The organism is Salinispora sp. CH2A1_6 (assembly GCF_056820975.1).
Window position 1 is genome coordinate 797,622 of sequence record NZ_JBXEDG010000003.1, and the last position, 16,151, is coordinate 813,772.

General features: G+C 69.8%; 13 protein-coding genes, 2 tRNA genes and 1 pseudogene. 13 read left to right on the forward strand and 3 right to left on the reverse strand.

The window, feature by feature from the left end; all coding sequences use genetic code 11:
- The first annotated feature begins 4 nt into the window (after nt 1-4).
- From AC1UKG_RS08625 to AC1UKG_RS08660, 8 genes are all read left to right on the forward strand, one after another.
- On the forward strand, nt 5-1,261 hold the full coding sequence (locus AC1UKG_RS08625) for a deoxyguanosinetriphosphate triphosphohydrolase (protein WP_018815532.1): 1,257 nt from the start codon (nt 5-7) through the stop codon (nt 1,259-1,261).
- Nucleotides 1,262-1,280: 19 nt separating this feature from the next.
- Nucleotides 1,281-2,108, forward strand: coding sequence for a siderophore-interacting protein (locus tag AC1UKG_RS08630; protein ID WP_018815531.1), 828 nt, complete (start codon nt 1,281-1,283; stop codon nt 2,106-2,108).
- Between the two features lie 98 nt (nt 2,109-2,206).
- Entirely contained in the window at nt 2,207-3,862 is a 1,656-nt protein-coding gene (locus AC1UKG_RS08635; protein ID WP_026271779.1) for a BCCT family transporter, read from the forward strand.
- Between the two features lie 107 nt (nt 3,863-3,969).
- Complete coding sequence (gene dnaG, locus AC1UKG_RS08640) at nt 3,970-5,883, forward strand: DNA primase (RefSeq protein ID WP_482642281.1); 1,914 nt, start codon at nt 3,970-3,972, stop codon at nt 5,881-5,883.
- Nucleotides 5,884-5,932: 49 nt separating this feature from the next.
- Nucleotides 5,933-6,469 carry a hypothetical protein gene (locus AC1UKG_RS08645; RefSeq protein ID WP_018744809.1) on the forward strand — a complete coding sequence of 179 codons (537 nt, stop codon included), beginning with the start codon at nt 5,933-5,935 and terminating at the stop codon, nt 6,467-6,469.
- Nucleotides 6,470-6,563: 94 nt separating this feature from the next.
- On the forward strand, nt 6,564-7,496 hold the full coding sequence (locus AC1UKG_RS08650; RefSeq protein ID WP_018815530.1) for an ABC transporter ATP-binding protein: 933 nt from the start codon (nt 6,564-6,566) through the stop codon (nt 7,494-7,496).
- A 48-nt stretch (nt 7,497-7,544) separates the two neighbouring features.
- Entirely contained in the window at nt 7,545-8,345 is an 801-nt protein-coding gene (locus AC1UKG_RS08655; RefSeq protein ID WP_018744807.1) for an ABC transporter permease, read from the forward strand.
- Nucleotides 8,346-8,356: 11 nt separating this feature from the next.
- A complete protein-coding gene (locus tag AC1UKG_RS08660) occupies nt 8,357-9,166 on the forward strand; it encodes an ABC transporter permease (RefSeq protein WP_018744806.1) in 810 nt (269 codons plus the stop codon).
- On the opposite strand, the gene AC1UKG_RS08665 is transcribed toward AC1UKG_RS08660, so the two are convergent.
- Nucleotides 9,126-9,446 (reverse strand): hypothetical protein, encoded by a 321-nt coding sequence (locus AC1UKG_RS08665; RefSeq protein ID WP_018744805.1) that lies wholly within the window; start codon nt 9,444-9,446, stop codon nt 9,126-9,128. The genes AC1UKG_RS08660 and AC1UKG_RS08665 overlap by 41 nt on opposite strands.
- Before the next feature lie 229 nt (nt 9,447-9,675).
- On the opposite strand from AC1UKG_RS08665, the gene AC1UKG_RS08670 reads away from it, so the two are divergent.
- From AC1UKG_RS08670 to AC1UKG_RS08685, 4 genes are all read left to right on the forward strand, one after another.
- A tRNA-Asn gene (locus tag AC1UKG_RS08670) sits at nt 9,676-9,748 on the forward strand.
- A gap of 232 nt (nt 9,749-9,980) precedes the next feature.
- Nucleotides 9,981-12,119, forward strand: coding sequence for an MMPL family transporter (locus tag AC1UKG_RS08675; protein ID WP_482642282.1), 2,139 nt, complete (start codon nt 9,981-9,983; stop codon nt 12,117-12,119).
- Nucleotides 12,109-13,350, forward strand: a complete 1,242-nt coding sequence (locus tag AC1UKG_RS08680; protein ID WP_018815529.1) for an NAD(P)/FAD-dependent oxidoreductase — start codon at nt 12,109-12,111, stop codon at nt 13,348-13,350. Before AC1UKG_RS08675 ends, AC1UKG_RS08680 begins: the two co-directional genes overlap by 11 nt.
- A gap of 143 nt (nt 13,351-13,493) precedes the next feature.
- Nucleotides 13,494-13,570: transfer RNA gene (locus tag AC1UKG_RS08685), tRNA-Ile, on the forward strand.
- 118 nt (nt 13,571-13,688) lie between these two features.
- Here the strand turns inward: AC1UKG_RS08685 and AC1UKG_RS08690 are convergent.
- Nucleotides 13,689-13,991, reverse strand: a complete 303-nt coding sequence (locus AC1UKG_RS08690) for a hypothetical protein (RefSeq protein ID WP_482642332.1) — start codon at nt 13,989-13,991, stop codon at nt 13,689-13,691.
- Nucleotides 13,882-14,760: pseudogene (locus AC1UKG_RS08695) on the reverse strand (transposase). The gene AC1UKG_RS08690 and the pseudogene AC1UKG_RS08695 overlap by 110 nt, the downstream one beginning before the upstream one ends.
- 160 nt (nt 14,761-14,920) lie before the next feature.
- Between AC1UKG_RS08695 and AC1UKG_RS08700 the strand changes: the two are divergent.
- Nucleotides 14,921-15,664 carry a transposase family protein gene (locus AC1UKG_RS08700; protein ID WP_482642283.1) on the forward strand — a complete coding sequence of 248 codons (744 nt, stop codon included), beginning with the start codon at nt 14,921-14,923 and terminating at the stop codon, nt 15,662-15,664.
- Nucleotides 15,665-16,151: the final 487 nt, after the last annotated feature.

Here is a 16,151-nt window from a genome sequence, read left to right on the forward strand (position 1 = left end):
CGGCATGAATCCGGTCGGCCCGGACCAGCGGCGGTGGGTGGACGAGCCCGCGAAGGACACCGGGCAGGGCCGGTCGGCGTTCGAGCGAGACCGCGCCCGGGTGCTGCACTCGGCGGCCTTCCGGCGGCTCGCCGCCAAGACCCAGGTGCACACGGCCGGCACCGACGACTTCCTCCGCACCCGGTTGACACACTCCTTGGAGGTCGCCCAGGTTGCCCGTGAGATGGGCAGCCGGCTCGGCTGCGACCCCGACCTGGTGGACACCGCCGGGCTCGCCCACGACCTCGGGCACCCGCCGTTCGGGCACAGCGGCGAGGAGGCGCTGGACGCCCTCGCCGCGACCTGCGGTGGCTTCGAGGGCAACGCGCAGACGCTGCGCGTGCTCACCCGCCTGGAGGCGAAGGTGATCGGCCCGGCCGGCGCCTCCGCCGGGCTGAACCTCACCCGGGCCACCCTCGACGCGGTCAGCAAGTATCCGTGGCCGCGCCGGCCGGGAGAGCGCAAGTTCGGCGTGTACGCCGACGATCGCCCGGTCTTCGAGTGGCTGCGCGTCGACGTGCCGGACGGGCGGCGGTGTCTGGAGGCGCAGGTGATGGACTGGGCCGACGACGTCGCGTACTCGGTGCACGACGTCGAGGACGGTATCCACGGTGGGTATGTGACGCTGGGTCCGCTGCTGGTCGACGCCGACGAGCGGGCGGCGCTGGGTGCCGATGTCGCGGCGACCTACTCCAGCGAGTCCCCGTCCGACCTCGCTGAGGCGCTGGTTGACCTGATGGCTGATCCGCTGCTCACGGCGCTGGCCGGCTACGACGGGAGTCACCGGGCGCAGGCTGCGCTGAAGGCGACCACCAGCGTGCTGACCGGTCGCTTCGTCGCCGCCGCCGTGGCCGCCAGCCGGTGCCGGTTCGGGCCCGGCCCGCACCGGCGGTACGCCGCCGACCTGGTTGTGCCGCGCGAGGTCCGGGCCCGCTGCGCACTACTCAAGGGGATCGCCCTGCGGTACGTGCTACGTCGTCCTGGCTCCGCTGCCCGGCACGAGCGGCAGCGGCAGATTCTCGCCGGCCTGGTAACGGGCCTGGTCGATCGGGCTCCTGATGCACTGGACGCGGTGTTCGCCCCGTTGTGGCGGGCTGCCGGAGACGACGCGGCCCGGCTGCGGGTGGTGGTCGATCAGGTGGCGTCGTTGACGGATCCGGCGGCGGTGCAGTGGCATGCCCGGCTCTTCGGTGGCCCGACCGGTGCCGTCGGGGTCGGCTGACTTAGGTTAACCTAACTGTATGACGGATCGTCCGAAGAAGGTCACGTCCACCCGCGTCGTCCGGATCGGACGGCCCACTCCGCACGTCGTTCGGTTGGTCCTCGGCGGCGACGAACTGGCCGGCCTGCCGGTCGGCGAGTTCACCGACCATTACATCAAGATTCTCTTCCCGGTGCCCGGGGCGGTGTACCCCGAACCGATTGACCTGGCCACGATCCGCCGGGACCTGCCGGCCGCGCAGTGGCCGCGGCTGCGCGCGTACACCGTACGGGCCTTCGACGCCCACGCCGGCGAGCTGACCGTGGACGTCGTGTACCACGGCGATGAGGGGCTGGCCGGACCATGGGCCGCGACGTTGCGCCCCGGTGACCCGGTGCACTTCACCGGCCCGGGTGGGGCGTACGCCCCGAGCCCCGATGCCGACTGGCACCTGCTGGTCGGCGACGAGAGCGCCCTGCCGGCCATCGCGGTCGCCCTGGAACGGCTGCCCGCCGGCGCGCCGGCCACCGTCCTCGTCGAGATCAGCGGACCGGCCGAGGAGCAGCCGCTGCCCAGCCCGGGGCAGGTACGGCTGACCTGGCTGCACCGGGGTGACCGGCCGGTTGGCGCGGCGCTGGTCGCGGCGGTCCGGGCGCTGGACTTCCCACCCGGGGTGCACGCCTTCGTGCACGGTGAGGCGACCTTCGTCCGGGAGCTGCGCCGGCTGCTGCGGGTGGAGCGGAAGGTCCCGCGCGAGCGGCTCTCCATCTCCGGCTACTGGCGTCGCGGCGTGGACGACGAGGGCTGGCGGGCCGGCAAGGCGGAGTGGAACCGTCAAGTCGAGGCCGAGGAGTTCGCCGCCACCTGAACCTGACGACTGTTCCCGTTTCGCCCCGGCACCGCCGCCACCACCCGCAGGATGACAGAGGGTCATCGGTGGACCGGCGGGCAGCGGAAGGGGCGAAGATGGGTGAGGCGACTGGGCAACGGCCCCACAGCGGGAGTGTGGACCGCCCTTTGCTGGGCCTCGCCGTGGGCGTTGTGCTGGCCGTCGTGGTCTGGGGCGTCCTGGCACCCGACTCGGTCTCCCATGTCGGTGGGTCCGGGCTGAGTTGGGTCATCACCACGTTCGGCTGGTTGTTCGTCGTCGCGGCGAACGTCTTCCTGGTACTGACCTTCGTGCTGGCGTTCTCCCGGTTCGGCACTATTCGGCTGGGGGCCGAGACCGAGCGGCCGGAGTTCACCACCCTGGCCTGGGTCGCCATGATGTTCAGCGCCGGCATGGGGATCGGCCTGGTGTTCTTCGCCGTTGCCGAGCCGATCCAGCACTATGCCTCGCCGCCGCCGGCCACCGCGGCGGAGCCGGAGACCGGGGCCGCCGCCTCGGTCGCCATGCAGTTCACCCTCTTCCACTGGACGCTGCACCCGTGGGCGATCTACGCGGTGGTGGCGCTCGCCCTGGCGTACTCGACCTTTCGTAAGGGGCGGGAGAACCGGATCTCGGCGGTGTTTCGCCCGGTGCTCGGCTCCCAGGCCGATGGCACGGTCGGGCGGGTGATCGACCTGCTGTCGGTCTTCGCCACGGTCTTCGGCTCGGCGACCAGCCTCGGCCTCGGCGCGCTCCAGGTCGCCGCGGGCCTGGACCGGGTCGCCGGTATCCCCCGCAGCAGGGCGGTGGAGCTGGTGGTGATCGGCGCGCTGACCCTGGCCTTCGTCGTCTCGGCCTTCTCCGGGCTGCACCGGGGCATCAAGTGGCTGTCCACCACCAACGTGGTGCTGGCGGTGTTACTGATGGTCTTCGTCTTCGTGGTCGGTCCGACTGTCTATATCCTTGACGTGTTGCCCGCCTCGATCGGCGACTACCTCAGCAACCTGATCTTCATGTCGACCCGGACCGGGGCGTTCTCCGAGTCGTCCTGGTTGGGTTCCTGGACAATCTTCTACTGGGCGTGGTGGATCTCCTGGGCGCCGTTCGTCGGCACCTTCATCGCCCGTATCTCCCGTGGCCGTACGGTGCGTCAGTTCCTGATCGGCGTGCTGCTGGTGCCCAGCGGGGCCAGTGTGGTCTGGTTCGCGGTCCTGGGGGGCAGCGCGCTACGGGTGCAGGCCACCGGCGCCGCGGACCTGGTCGCCGAGACCGCCGCCGGCACCGAGAACGCGCTCTTCGGGCTGCTCGAGGCGCTGCCGCTGGGTGTGGTGGCCAGCGTGCTGGCCATGGTGCTGGTGACGCTCTACTTCGTCACCAGCGCCGACTCCGCCTCCCTCGTGCTCGCGTCGCTGACCTCCCGTGGCGCCCTGCGCCCGCGCCAGGTGATCGTCATCATCTGGGGTGTACTCATCGGTGGAACCGCCGCGGTGCTGCTGCTGGCCGGCGGGCTGAGCGCGCTCCAACAGGCGACGATCATGGTTGCGTTGCCGTTCGTGGTGGTGATGCTCGGCCTCGCCGTGTCGCTGGTCAAGGAGATGCTCCAGGATCCGGCGGTGCGGGCCCGCCCGCCCCACCAGCACGGGCTGGCCGAAGCCCTCGACCGTGCCCGCTCGACCAAGGAAGAGGGCCGCCACGCCCGCTCGACCAGGGAAGAGGGCCGCCACGCCCGCTCGACCAGGGAAGCGGAGGAGTAGACCCCCGCCCATCCTGGTCGCGCGCCATGGGTCCCGCGGTGGGGATTCGGTAGTGGTCGCCGTGCCCGCGTCCCCCGGCCACCGGGACGTCGGTCGGACAGGGCAGGATGTACGGCGAGGAGGTGGCGGAGATGACGGGGCGGATCCGGGACGAGGACATCGCGTTGGTCCGTGAGCGCACCTCGATCGCGGAGATCATCTCGGAGACGGTCACTCTGCGGTCCGCGGGTGGGGGCAACCTCAAGGGGCTCTGTCCGTTCCACGACGAGAAGAGCCCGTCGTTCAACGTGTCACCGGCCCGTAACGTCTGGTATTGCTTCGGCTGTGGTGCCGGCGGGGACGCCATCAAGTTCCTGATGGATGCCGAGCACCTCAGCTTCGTCGAGTCTGTCGAGCGATTGGCCGGCCGCGCCGGCCTTCAGCTCCGCTATGTGGCCAACGACCACACCACCCCCCGTGTCCGGCCGCAGCAGGGGCAGAAGCAGCGGTTGATCGCCGCGCACGCCGCCGCGGTCGAGTTCTACCGGGCGCAGTTGACCACCGCCGGAGCCCGGCCGGCCCGCGAGTTCCTCGCCCAACGCGGCTTCGACAAGGCCGCCGCCGAGCGGTATGCCTGCGGGTTCGCGCCCGACGGGTGGGACCTGTTGACCCGTCACCTGCGCCAGCAGGGTTTCAGTCACGACGAGCTGGTTACCGCCGGGCTGTCCCGGCCGGCCCGGTCGGGCAGCCTGATCGACCGGTTCCGTCGCCGATTGCTCTGGCCCATTCGGGATCTGACCGGTGACGTCGTCGGCTTCGGCGCCCGCAAGCTCTTTGACGACGACGACAGCCCGAAATATCTGAACACCCCCGAGACCCCGATCTACAAGAAGTCCCACGTCCTCTACGGCATCGACCAGGCCAAGCGCGAGATCGCCAAGCAGGGCAAGGTGGTCGTGGTCGAGGGCTACACCGACGTGATGGCCTGTCACCTGGCCGGGGTGCCGACCGCGGTGGCGACCTGTGGCACCGCTTTCGGCGGTGACCACATCGGGGTGCTGCGCCGGCTGCTGCTGGACACCGAAGCAGTCGCTGGAGAGATCATCTTCACCTTCGACGGGGACGCGGCCGGGCAGAAGGCGGCGCTGCGCGCCTTCGACGATGATCAGCGCTTCGTCGGGCGCACCTTCATCGCCGTCAGCCCGGACGGCATGGACCCCTGTGAGCTGCGGTTGGCCAAGGGGGAGCTGGCCGTTCGGGACCTGGTCGCGCGCCGTGAACCGCTGGTCGACTTTGCGCTGCGGCACGTGATCGGTCGGCACGACCTCGACACCGTCGATGGTCGGGTGGAGGCGATGCGTCGGGCGGCCCCGCTGGTCGCCAAGATCAAGGACCGGGAGAAGCGCCCGGAGTATGTCCGCAAGCTCGCCGGGGACCTCGGCATGGAGATCGAGCCGGTGCAGCGGGCCGTGCTGGCTGCCGCCCACGCCCCCGGCAAGGCCAACACCGTCTCCGGCAAAGCCAACACCGCGCCCGGTGGGGCTCCGGCGCAACCGCCGTCACCGGCGGAGAGCCCGCAGGCGGCTGTCGAGCGGGAGGCCCTGAAGCTGGCCCTGCAGGCGCCGGTACTCGCCGGGCCGATGTTCGACGCCGTGGAGGCCACGGAGTACCGCCATCCGGTGCACGTCGCGGTCCGCGCGGCGGTGGCGGCGGCCGGGGGAGCGGCGGCGGCCACCGGCGGTGCGGTCTGGATCGAGTCGGTCCGCCACGCCTGCACGGACCTCGCCGCCCAAGCGCTCGTCGGTGAGCTGGCCGTCGAGCCGTTGCGAATCGACGGGGAACTCGATCCGCGCTATGTGTCGGTGACGATGGCCCGCCTCCAGTGGGGGGCGGTGACCGGCCGGATCCGGGAACTCAAGTCGAGAATTCAGCGGATAAATCCGGTTAGCACCAAGGACGAGTACTTTGCCGCCTTCGGTGAATTGCTGTCCCTGGAGCAACATGCCCGAGCGTTGCGGGAGCAGGCCGCGGGTGGGCTGTGAGACCGACCGCCGGCAGGTGCGGAGACCGGTAGCCGTGGGAGGGTGCTAGATGGGGTTGTTCCGTCGCCGGCCGAAACTGTCGCCGGCAGACCGTCCACCGCTCGTCGCCGGGGAACGTGTGCTCGCCTGGGCCGCCGCCGGTGGTTGTGCGGAGGGCACCGTACTGGTCGCCACCAACCTCGGGCTCTGGCTACCCCGGCGTGGGGAACGACTGGGCTGGCACGACATCCTCCGGGCGGTCTGGTCTGGGCAGGAGCTGGTGGTCACCGCCGCCGAGCCCGTCGTGGAGCGGGACAGCTACCTGGTGGTGGCCGACCGCCCCACCGAGACCTACCCGTTGCTGGACCCGGGGGAACTGCCGCACCAGGTGCGGGAACGGGTGACCCGCTCGGTGGCATTCACTGAGGCGCACCCGATGCCGGGCGGTGCGGGCCGGGTGGTCGCCCGGCGGGTGCCGGGGGTTGACGGGCTGACCTGGACCGTCCGGTACGAGCCGGGCACCCCGGTTGACGATCCGGCGGTCCGTGCGGAGACCGAGCGCCTGGTTGCCGCGGCCCGCGCCGCGACCACCGCCCCGGAGGCGTGACAACACGGCCCGGGGCGGCGGGGCCCGCCATGGGACCGGCCGGCTGGACGAAAATCCGGTGGGGAGTGTCGGACCGGGTGGCTAGGGTCAGGGGGTGACCACGGCTCAACCACTCATCCAGGCGCGGGGGCTGGTGAAGCGGTTTGGCAGCTTCACCGCGGTCGACGCCATCGACGTTGCGGTCCGGGCCGGGGAGGCATTCGGCTTCCTTGGGCCCAACGGTGCCGGCAAGTCGTCCACTATGCGCATGATCGGTTGTGTCTCGCCGCCCAGCGGCGGAGAGCTACGCATCCTCGGCATGGATCCGGTGCGAGACGGGCCGGCGATCCGGGCCCGCCTCGGGGTCTGCCCGCAGCTCGACACACTCGACCCGGAGCTGACCGTCCGGGAGAATCTGGTCACCTATGCCCGCTACTTTGGCATCGCCCGCCGGGTAGCTCGGTTGCGCGCCGCCGAGTTGCTCGATTTCGTGCAGCTCAGCGAGCGGGCCGACAGCAAGGTGGAGCCGCTCTCCGGCGGCATGAAGCGACGGCTCACCATCGCCCGTGCGCTCGTCAACGAGCCCGAGATCGTGCTCCTGGACGAGCCGACCACCGGTCTCGACCCGCAGGCCCGGCACCTGGTCTGGGAGCGGCTGTTCCAGCTCAAGCAGCAAGGTGTCACGTTGGTGCTCACCACGCACTACATGGACGAGGCCGAGCAGCTCTGCGACCGGCTGGTGGTGATGGACGGCGGGCGGATCGTCGCCGAAGGCTCCCCCCGCGTGCTGATCGAGCAGCACTCCACTCGCGAGGTGGTCGAGCTGCGCTTCGCGGGCGAGTCGCAGGAGCCGTTCGCCAGCAAACTCGCCCAGCTCGGCGAACGGGTCGAGGTGTTGCCCGACCGGATCCTGCTCTATGTGCCCGACGGCGACGCGGCGGTGGCCCAGGTGACCGCGCTCGGCCTGCACCCGATCAACGTGCTGGTGCGGCGCAGCGGCCTGGAGGACGTCTTCCTGCACCTCACCGGTCGCACTTTGATCGACTGAGGTCGCGAGCAGTCGGGCCGGAGAGCCGGGCAGATGGGGAGCGAAGGCATGACACAGATCGCGGCCAAGCGGCCCCGACCGGGCCCGGCCCGGGCGCCGGCATTGGCGGTGCTGCAATACCACCTGGTCGGTTACCGGCGCACCTGGCGGGGCGGGGTGCTCTCGTCGTTCCTGCTCCCCACACTGACCGTGCTCGGCTTCGGCGTGGGAGTCGGGGGCTTCATCGACCAGGGTGTCGATGGCGTCTCCTATCTGGAGTGGATCGTCGGCGGACTGCTCGCGTCAACCGCGTTGCAGGTGGCGATCGCCGAGTCCACCTGGCCGGTCTACAGCAGCCTTCAGTGGACCAAAATCTACTTCGCCCAGTACGCGGCACCGCTGCGGGTAGCGGACATCATGGCTGGTCAGCTGGCGTTCGTGCTGTTCCGGGTGCTGACCTCGGCCGCGGCTTTTCTGCTGGTGACCGGGGTGTTGGGGGCCCTGCGCTCGCCGTGGGCGGTGCTGGCGCTACCGGTGGCGGTGCTGCTCGGCCTGGCCGTTGCCGCGCCCACCTACGCGTACGCGGCAACGGCCTCCAGCGACAGCTGGCTCGCCCTGCTGTTCCGGTTCGCGGTGATCCCGATGACGCTCTTCGCCGGGGTCTTCTTCCCGGTCGAGTCGCTGCCGGTGGGGCTGCGCTGGCTGGCGTACGCGACGCCGCTCTGGCACGCGGTTGACCTGAGCCGGGCAGCCACGCTCGGCACCGCGCCGGTCTGGTCGGTTACCGGCCACCTGCTCTACCTCGCCGCCTGGGCGGTCGGTGGGTGGTTGCTCGCCCACCGTGCCCTGCGCCGCAAGCTCGTCGTCTAGGAAGGGGCGTCATGGTCGCTCTGGTGCTGCCCCGGCTGATGGAGGTGTCGGCGGCGTCGCGACGGTCGGCCGCAGTGGCCGAACGGAACGTCTCGGCCCTGAAGTCGATCTACTGGCTGTTGTTGGTCTCCGGCTTCATCGAGCCGCTGCTCTACCTCTTCTCCATCGGGGTCGGGGTGGGGGCGTTGGTCGGTGACCTGACGCTGTCGAGTGGGGCCGTCGTCAGCTACGCGGCGTTCGTCGCGCCCGCGATGCTCGCCTCGTCGGCGATGACCGGATCATTCGCGGAGACCACCTTCAACTTCTTCGGCAAGATGAAGTACATGAAGCTGTACGACGGGGTGATCGCCACTCCGGTGCAGCCGTTCGAGATCGCCCTCGGGGAGTTGGCCTGGGCGATGCTCCGGGGCAGCGCCTACTCCGGCGCGTTCCTCGTGGTGATGGTCGTGATGGATCTGACCACCGCCGCCCGGGCGGCGGTCGCCTTCCCGGCGGCGGTGTTGGTCGGTTTCACGTTCGGGGCGATCGGTATGACGATCGCCACCTTCATGCGGAGCTGGCAGGACTTCGACGTGTTGGCGTCGGCGCAGTTCGTGCTCTTCCTCTTCTCCGGCACGTTCGTCCCGGCGCAGGCCTACCCGACGCTGCTGCGCTGGTTGGTCGAGGTCACCCCGCTCTACCGCGCGGTGCACCTGGTCCGGGGGATCACCCTCGGCGGCGGTGGCTGGACCTGGCTGCTCGACATCGGCTACCTGCTGGTGGTCCTGGCCATCGGCCTCTTTATCGCGTCCCGCCGGATGAGCCGGTTGCTCTACCGGTAACCGGTGTGCCGGCGAAGGGGTCGTCCGCGGCTGCCGGGCCCCGTCGCTGGCCGTTTCCGCCGAAGGGTTCGCCCAGCTTGGACTGCCCGAGCCTGTCGCGGCTCTCGCTGTAGAACCGGTTCGCCTGTGCCTGTGCCACCCCCGCCGCCTCCTGAACAGTCGGGTGGTCGACGATCTTGCGACCCCACACCACCAGCTCCTCGTACGCTTCCCGACCGGCGCGGGCGCCCAGGACGAACCCCAGCGCCATCCCACCAAGGAACATGATCTTTCCGCGCATAGCGGCTCCTTCCGTGCCTAACGTGCTAACTCCCCATCCTGCTCTTCGCGCTGCTCTCCGGGTGCCCTGACACTGATTTATTCGGAACATCCTGAATATTGGGTGGGATTACCGGCGGTAGCACCTACAACAGCGCGGTAACCCCCTCGACTGCGACCGCCGGTAGTCCTGTACTCTTGTCCCGTCGCACGGCGAACCGGAGCTCCCGGGAGGTCGGGCGACGGCGCGGTCCCCCGTAGCTCAATTGGCAGAGCAGCCGGCTGTTAACCGGCAGGTTTTTGGTTCGAGTCCAAACGGGGGAGCTCCCTCCCCATCAAGCCCACCGGCCCCAGGTCGGTGGGCTTTCTTTACTTTCAACACCCGGACCGTGCCGGTGGGCTTCCTGCGCTTTCGGCGCCCGGCCGATCAGCCCGGCGCATCACCTCACAGTGGCCCTTGCCGGTGGTTTTGGAACCGGAACCGGAGCCGGAGGGCAGGATGGGAGACGTTGACCAAGATCCCTAACGCGTCGGAAGGCGCATCGGGTGGGTGCGGATGTCCGGGAAAGGTGCCGCCGGCCGGGGCACGCTGGTCGCCCTGCTTATCGCGCTCGCCTGGCTGGTGGTCGGCGGCCTCGCCGGCCCATACAGCGGAAGACTCGGTGAGGTCAGCACCAACGACAACGCCGCCTTCCTCCCTACCGAGGCCGAGGCGACCCGGGCCCAGGACCTCTCCGAACTCTTCGTGGACCAACCGACCACCCCGGCGCTCATCGTCTACGAATGCACCAGCGGCATCACCGAGGCCGACCAGCAGCAGATCGCCGCGGACACGGCCGAGATCGCCGAACTGCCCGGCGTGGTCGGCCCGCTGCCGCCGCCGATCCCCAGCGCGGACGGGCAGGCGGTCCAGCTGATCGTCCCGGTCGACGACGAGCGGGGCGAGGAGATCGCCACCGTCGTGGCGGAGCTGCGCGCCATCGTCGATACGGATCGAGACGGGCTCACCGTCAACGTCACCGGGCCGGCCGGCCTGCTCGCCGACCTGATCGATGTCTTCTCGGCGATCGACGGCACGCTGCTGCTGGTCACCCTCTGCGTGGTGCTCCTCATCCTGCTGGTCGTCTACCGCAGCCCGGTGCTGTGGATCTTCCCGCTGCTCGCCGCCGGGATGTCCTTCTCGCTGGCCACGGCGATCGTCTACCGACTCGCCGAGGCCGGCATCCTGACCCTCGACGGGCAGGCACAGGGCATCCTCACCGTGCTGGTCTTCGGCGCCGGCACCGACTATGCCCTGCTCCTGGTCGCCCGGTACCGGGAGGAGCTACACCGGCACGACAAGCCCGCCGCCGCCATGCTGGCGGCCTGGCGCGGCGCCGCCCCAGCGATCGCCGCCTCCGCCGGCACCACCATCGCCAGCCTGCTCTGCCTGCTGCTCTCCAGCCTGAGCTCCAACCAGGCACTCGGGCCGGTCGCCGCCATCGGTATCGGCGCGACCCTGCTGGTGATGCTCACCCTCCTACCCGCGCTGCTCGTGCTCGGCGGGCGCCGGGTGTTCTGGCCGCGCCAGCCGCGACTCGACCACGCCGAGCCGCAGACCGAACACGGCATCTGGGGCCGCGTCGCGGGGTTCGTAGCCCGCCGGTCCCGACCGGTATGGCTGGTCACCGCGCTCGCGCTGGCCGCGCTCTCCTTCGGCCTCACCCAGCTGGGGGCGACCACCCTGGGCGAGAGCGACCTGTTTACCGAGCAGACGGACTCGGTCGCGGGCCAGGAGGCGATCGCCCGCCACTACCCGGCCGGCACCGGTAGCCCCGCCGTCATCCTGACCCGGCAGCAGACCGCCGAGCAGGTCGCCGCTGTCGCCCAGGAGACGCCCGGCGTCGTTGCGGTACGACCGGTCACCGACCGTCCCGGTGCCGGCTCGGATTCGGACGGCGGTGCAGCACCGACCGCGCCGCCGAAAGTCGTCGACGGCATCGTGCAGCTCGAAGCGACCCTCGCCGACGCACCCGACTCCGACGGCGCCGAAGAGACGATTCGCGACCTACGGGTGGCGGTCCACGCCGTACCCGACGCCGACGCGGTCGTCGGCGGCCTCACCGCGATCAACATCGACACCGCCGACGCCTCCACCCGGGACCGCAACGTCATCATCCCGGTGGTCCTCAGTGTCATCGCCGTCATCCTGGCGCTGCTGCTGCGCGCCCTGCTCGCCCCGCTGCTGCTCGTCGCCACCGTGCTGCTCTCGTACGGCGCCACGCTTGGCCTCTGCGCGCTGATCTTCAAGTACCTCTTCGACTTCCCCGGGGTGGACGCCTCCTTCCCGCTGTTCGCCTTCGTCTTCCTGGTCGCCCTCGGCATCGACTACAACATCTTCCTGATGAGCCGGATCCGGCAGGAAGCGGTGCGGCGGGGTACCCGCTCCGGAGTGCGGTACGGGCTCGTCGTCACCGGCGGCGTCATCACCTCCGCCGGCATCGTGCTCGCCGCGACGTTCAGCGCACTGGCCGTACTCCCGCTGGTGGTGCTCATCGAACTGGGGGTGGCGGTCGCCGTGGGAGTCCTGATCGACACGATCGTCGTCCGTTCGCTGCTGGTGCCCGCCCTCGCGTACGACATCGGGTCGAAGATCTGGTGGCCGAGCCGGCTGGCCCGGACCGACGGAGAGCGGGAGTCGCGCGATGCCGGTTGATACCGACGTGGTGATCGTCGGTGGTGGCCTGGCCGGGCTGGCGACGGCGCGCCGGCTGCACCGCGCCGGGGTACCCTGGCGGCTCCTCGAGGCGAGCGGTCGGCTCGGCGGCCGAGTCGGCACCGACCTCGTTGACGGATTCCGGCTCGACCGGGGCTTCCAGGTACTCAACACGGCCTACCCGCGGCTCGGCACCCTGCTGGACGTCAACCAGCTCGACCTCGGGTACCTCGTCCCCGGGGTGCTGGTGCGCCACGGCGACACCCGCAGCAGACTGGTCAACCCGCTCCGCGAGCCCGTCGGTGCGCCCGCCACCCTGCTCGCCGGAGTCGGGTCGCTGCGCGACCGACTCCGCTTCGCCGCACTCGCCACCGGCGCCGCCACGCTGCCCGCGCGGCAGCTACTCAACGCCCCGGAGACCACCACCGAGGCGGCCCTGCGTCGCGCCGGCCTCTCCGACACCATCATCGAACAGCTGCTGCGGCCGTTTCTCTCCGGTGTGTTCCTGGAACGCGAGCTGGAGACCTCCAGTCACGTCTTCGCGCTGGTGCTGCGCTCCTTCGTCCGGGGTCGCATCGGCCTGCCCGCCGAGGGAATGGCCGCGCTGCCATACGCGATCGCCGCCCCGCTCCCCGCCGACCTGATCAACCTGGACACCCCGGTCGACCACGTCGCGCCCGGTTGGGTGCGGACCCCGGCCGGTGCCATCACCGCCCGGGCCGTCGTGGTCGCGGTCGACCCACCCACGGCGACCACCCTGCTGCCGGGGCTCCCCACGGTCCGCATGCACAGCTACACGACCTGGTACCACGCCACCGAGACAGCGCCGCTGACGGAGCCGATTCTGCTCGTTGACGGTGACCGCCGCGAACTGATCACCAACTCCGTTGTGGTCAGCCAGGCTTCCCCGACGTACGCGCCGAAGGGCCAGCACCTCATCGCCACCTCGGTGGTGGGTCCGACCGTACCGCCGGAGCCGGTGATCCGAACCGAGCTGGCCCGCCTCTACGGACAGTCCACCGTCGACTGGGCGCACCTGAGCACCGTCACCATCGCCGGGGCGCTCCCCGCCGCACCACCCCCGCAGGGTCGGCTGCGGCGGCCGGTCGCACTCGGAGACGGCCTCTTCGTCGCGGGCGACCACCGGGACAGCCCGTCGATCCAGGGGGCGCTGGCCAGCGGCTGGCGGACCGCCGGCGCGGTCCTCGCGTACCTGCGGTCGGCGGCCTGACGGCTCCTCGGCCGAGTAGGCCGGGAGCGCACTGTTATCCTCGCGTTGCCCATCGTGCTACAGCGCCTGACGCCGTGACCGAGGGGGAAGCTGGTTCAAGCTGGCCAATGATCAACCAGGCGGGTACGATCCAGCGCGGTACCGGGGCGGTAGCTCAGCTGGTCAGAGCAGGGGACTCATAATCCCTCGGTCGCGGGTTCAAGTCCCGCCCGCCCCACCAGGTAGAACAGGCGAGCAAAGATCGCTAGAACTGGTGTCCAGGTGCACCGCAGGTGCACGAGGCCCAAAAATTTTGGGGGCGCGTCAACGCGGTCGCACCCCCAAAACTGTGAAGCGGGCTAGCTGCGGCCCGAGCCCCGCGACGGAAGCCGGGAGACCGTCGCTCCGTCCGTGGTGCCGCTGGTCACAGTCTGGACCTGTTCCATCAGGGTGCGGGCGGTCGCGTCGCCTTCCGCCAGGAAAAGCTCCATCGCCTGCCGGATGGCCCGCTCCTGTCGAGCCTCGTAGTACGCACGGATCTCATCGACCTCCCTAGCGCGCCGGTCCACATGGAACACGATCAGCCACGTAAGGGCGGCAGCCACGGCGGAGATGCCGAGAACAACGGACGTTGCGAGGAACGCCGCATAGTCGGAGGTCAGCGGCGCACCAGCACGGTGCTCCACGTCGGCCCGGATCCCCGCCGCACTTGGGGCCCGCTATCCATGGCCCTGGCCGGCGGCGTAGCACCCGGTCGGATCGCATCCGAGCCAGCACGCGTACCGGCAGGTCGCGTAGCAGCCAGGCCACCCCGGGCGGCGTCGTAGCCGGATCCATCACCACCCAGACCGCCGGGTCACCAGGCTCCCAGTGCCCCGCGGCGATCAGCCGGTCCACCACCGCGCGCACCTGCTCGGCGGTGACCGCGGCCAGGTCCGCACCCGGGCTGAGGCGGATGGCGTCCAGCGGCGCGGTCCACGAACTACGCCCTGACTCCAGGGCCACCACAAACGAGTACGGCTAGCCCGGCACCCCGATGTGCTGGTCCTTGCCACGCCCGTAGGTGTGACACAGGATCCGCTGCGGCACCGTGTGCGCCTCCGGCCGCAGCCAGCAGGTCACATCCACCGCCAGAACGATCCGCCCGTCAGCGGCCCGTGGAATCGGCGTCGACGCCACCACGGTCCGCAACCGCTGCACATCGATCCGACCAGCACCCAACGCGTCGTACAACGCGCCGTGACCTCGACGGGGCTCCGCCACCAGCGACAACGCCGGCAACGACCGCACCGGCCCATCCGCGCACAACACCGCATCAGCCAACTCGAACAACGCATCAGCCCTGGCAGTCAGACACCGATGCAACTCCATACGAAACGTCGCGAGGTCCCCCACCGCGCTCACGCGCCCGGCCTCATGCACACTGATCATCCCGCAGCCCTTGGTCCTGATCCTCTTCCTCCGACAAGAAGAATGATCAACCAAGGGCTGCGGGATGATCAGCCAGGGTCACTACAAATCGATCCAGGTTAAAGATCAAGTTAGTGCGTGAAAACGACCCGCCCCGAGCGCATCGCCGCAGTTCACAGCCGTGCCGCCCTCAAGATCCGTAAACCGTGAGCCAACTCAGGTGGTCCGGCTGGTCGCCGAGCGGGGCGGTGACGCGATCGCGGACGGGCGGCCGGGCCGGCAGTGGTCTCTTGACCTCGCCGATCGGGTGTTGCTGGTGGCCGTGTACTGGCGCACGAACCTGACGATGCGCCAGATCGGTCCGCTGTTCGGGGTGTCGCACTCCGCGGCGCACCGGGTCATCGACACCCTCGGCCCGCTGCTGGCCCTGGCGCCGGTCCGACGACGCCGGGTTGATCAGATCGCGATCGTCGATGGCACCCTCGTCCCGACTCGCGACCACCGTCTGGCCGCCCCGAGTAAGAACTACCGCTACTCGACGAACCTGCAGGTCGCTATCGACGCCCACACCCGCCTTGTCGTGGCCCTGGGTGACCCGCGACCCGGCAACCGCAACGACACCATCGTCTACCGCACCTCGGGCATCGACCAGAAGCTGGCAGGGCGGCCGGTCATGGCCGACGGCGCCTACCGCGGCAACCCCGACGTGATCATCCCGTACCGCAAACCCGCCGACGGCAGCGAACTACCCGACTGGAAGAAGGACCTGAACAGGCACCACCGCACCGTCCGAGCCCAGGTCGAACACGCCCTGGCCCGCATGAAGACCTTCACGATCCTGCGCGACTACCGCCGCGCCGCCCACACATTGACCGACACCGCATCCGGCATCGCCCACCTCCACAACATCATCCTCGCCGGGTGACACCAGCGCCATTGTCACACAACGCCTCCACCGAGTTACGAGACGTCCCTTAGGGTCCACCCCGGACAGACCAACGGCGTCAGCCAACTTCGTTGACCCACCAAGGAGCTTCTGAATCAAGATCGCAAACGCAACCTACCCGCCGGCTATTGCTCGGCGGGTAGGTTGACCGGGGTTCGAGTAAGCTATTCTATTGTCCCCATGGAGATTACGATATCCTCCCGGCCTGTATACGACCAGAATACTGGTTTGTCATTATAATCAAGGTCTACCTCGGCCCAAATCGGCTTGGCGGAGACGATGAACCAGTCGTGGCTGCGGGATAGTAGATAGAGGCCATAGCTGGGATCGACCTCCAGCCCATGTAGTTTGATCAGGCGGTTCGACTCGTCGTGTGTGGCCCTTCGGAGCGAGAGGCCACGCAGCATGAAGGGTGCGCATACGTGCTGAACATTTTGGAACAACACCTCGAGTCGGTAGGCGATAC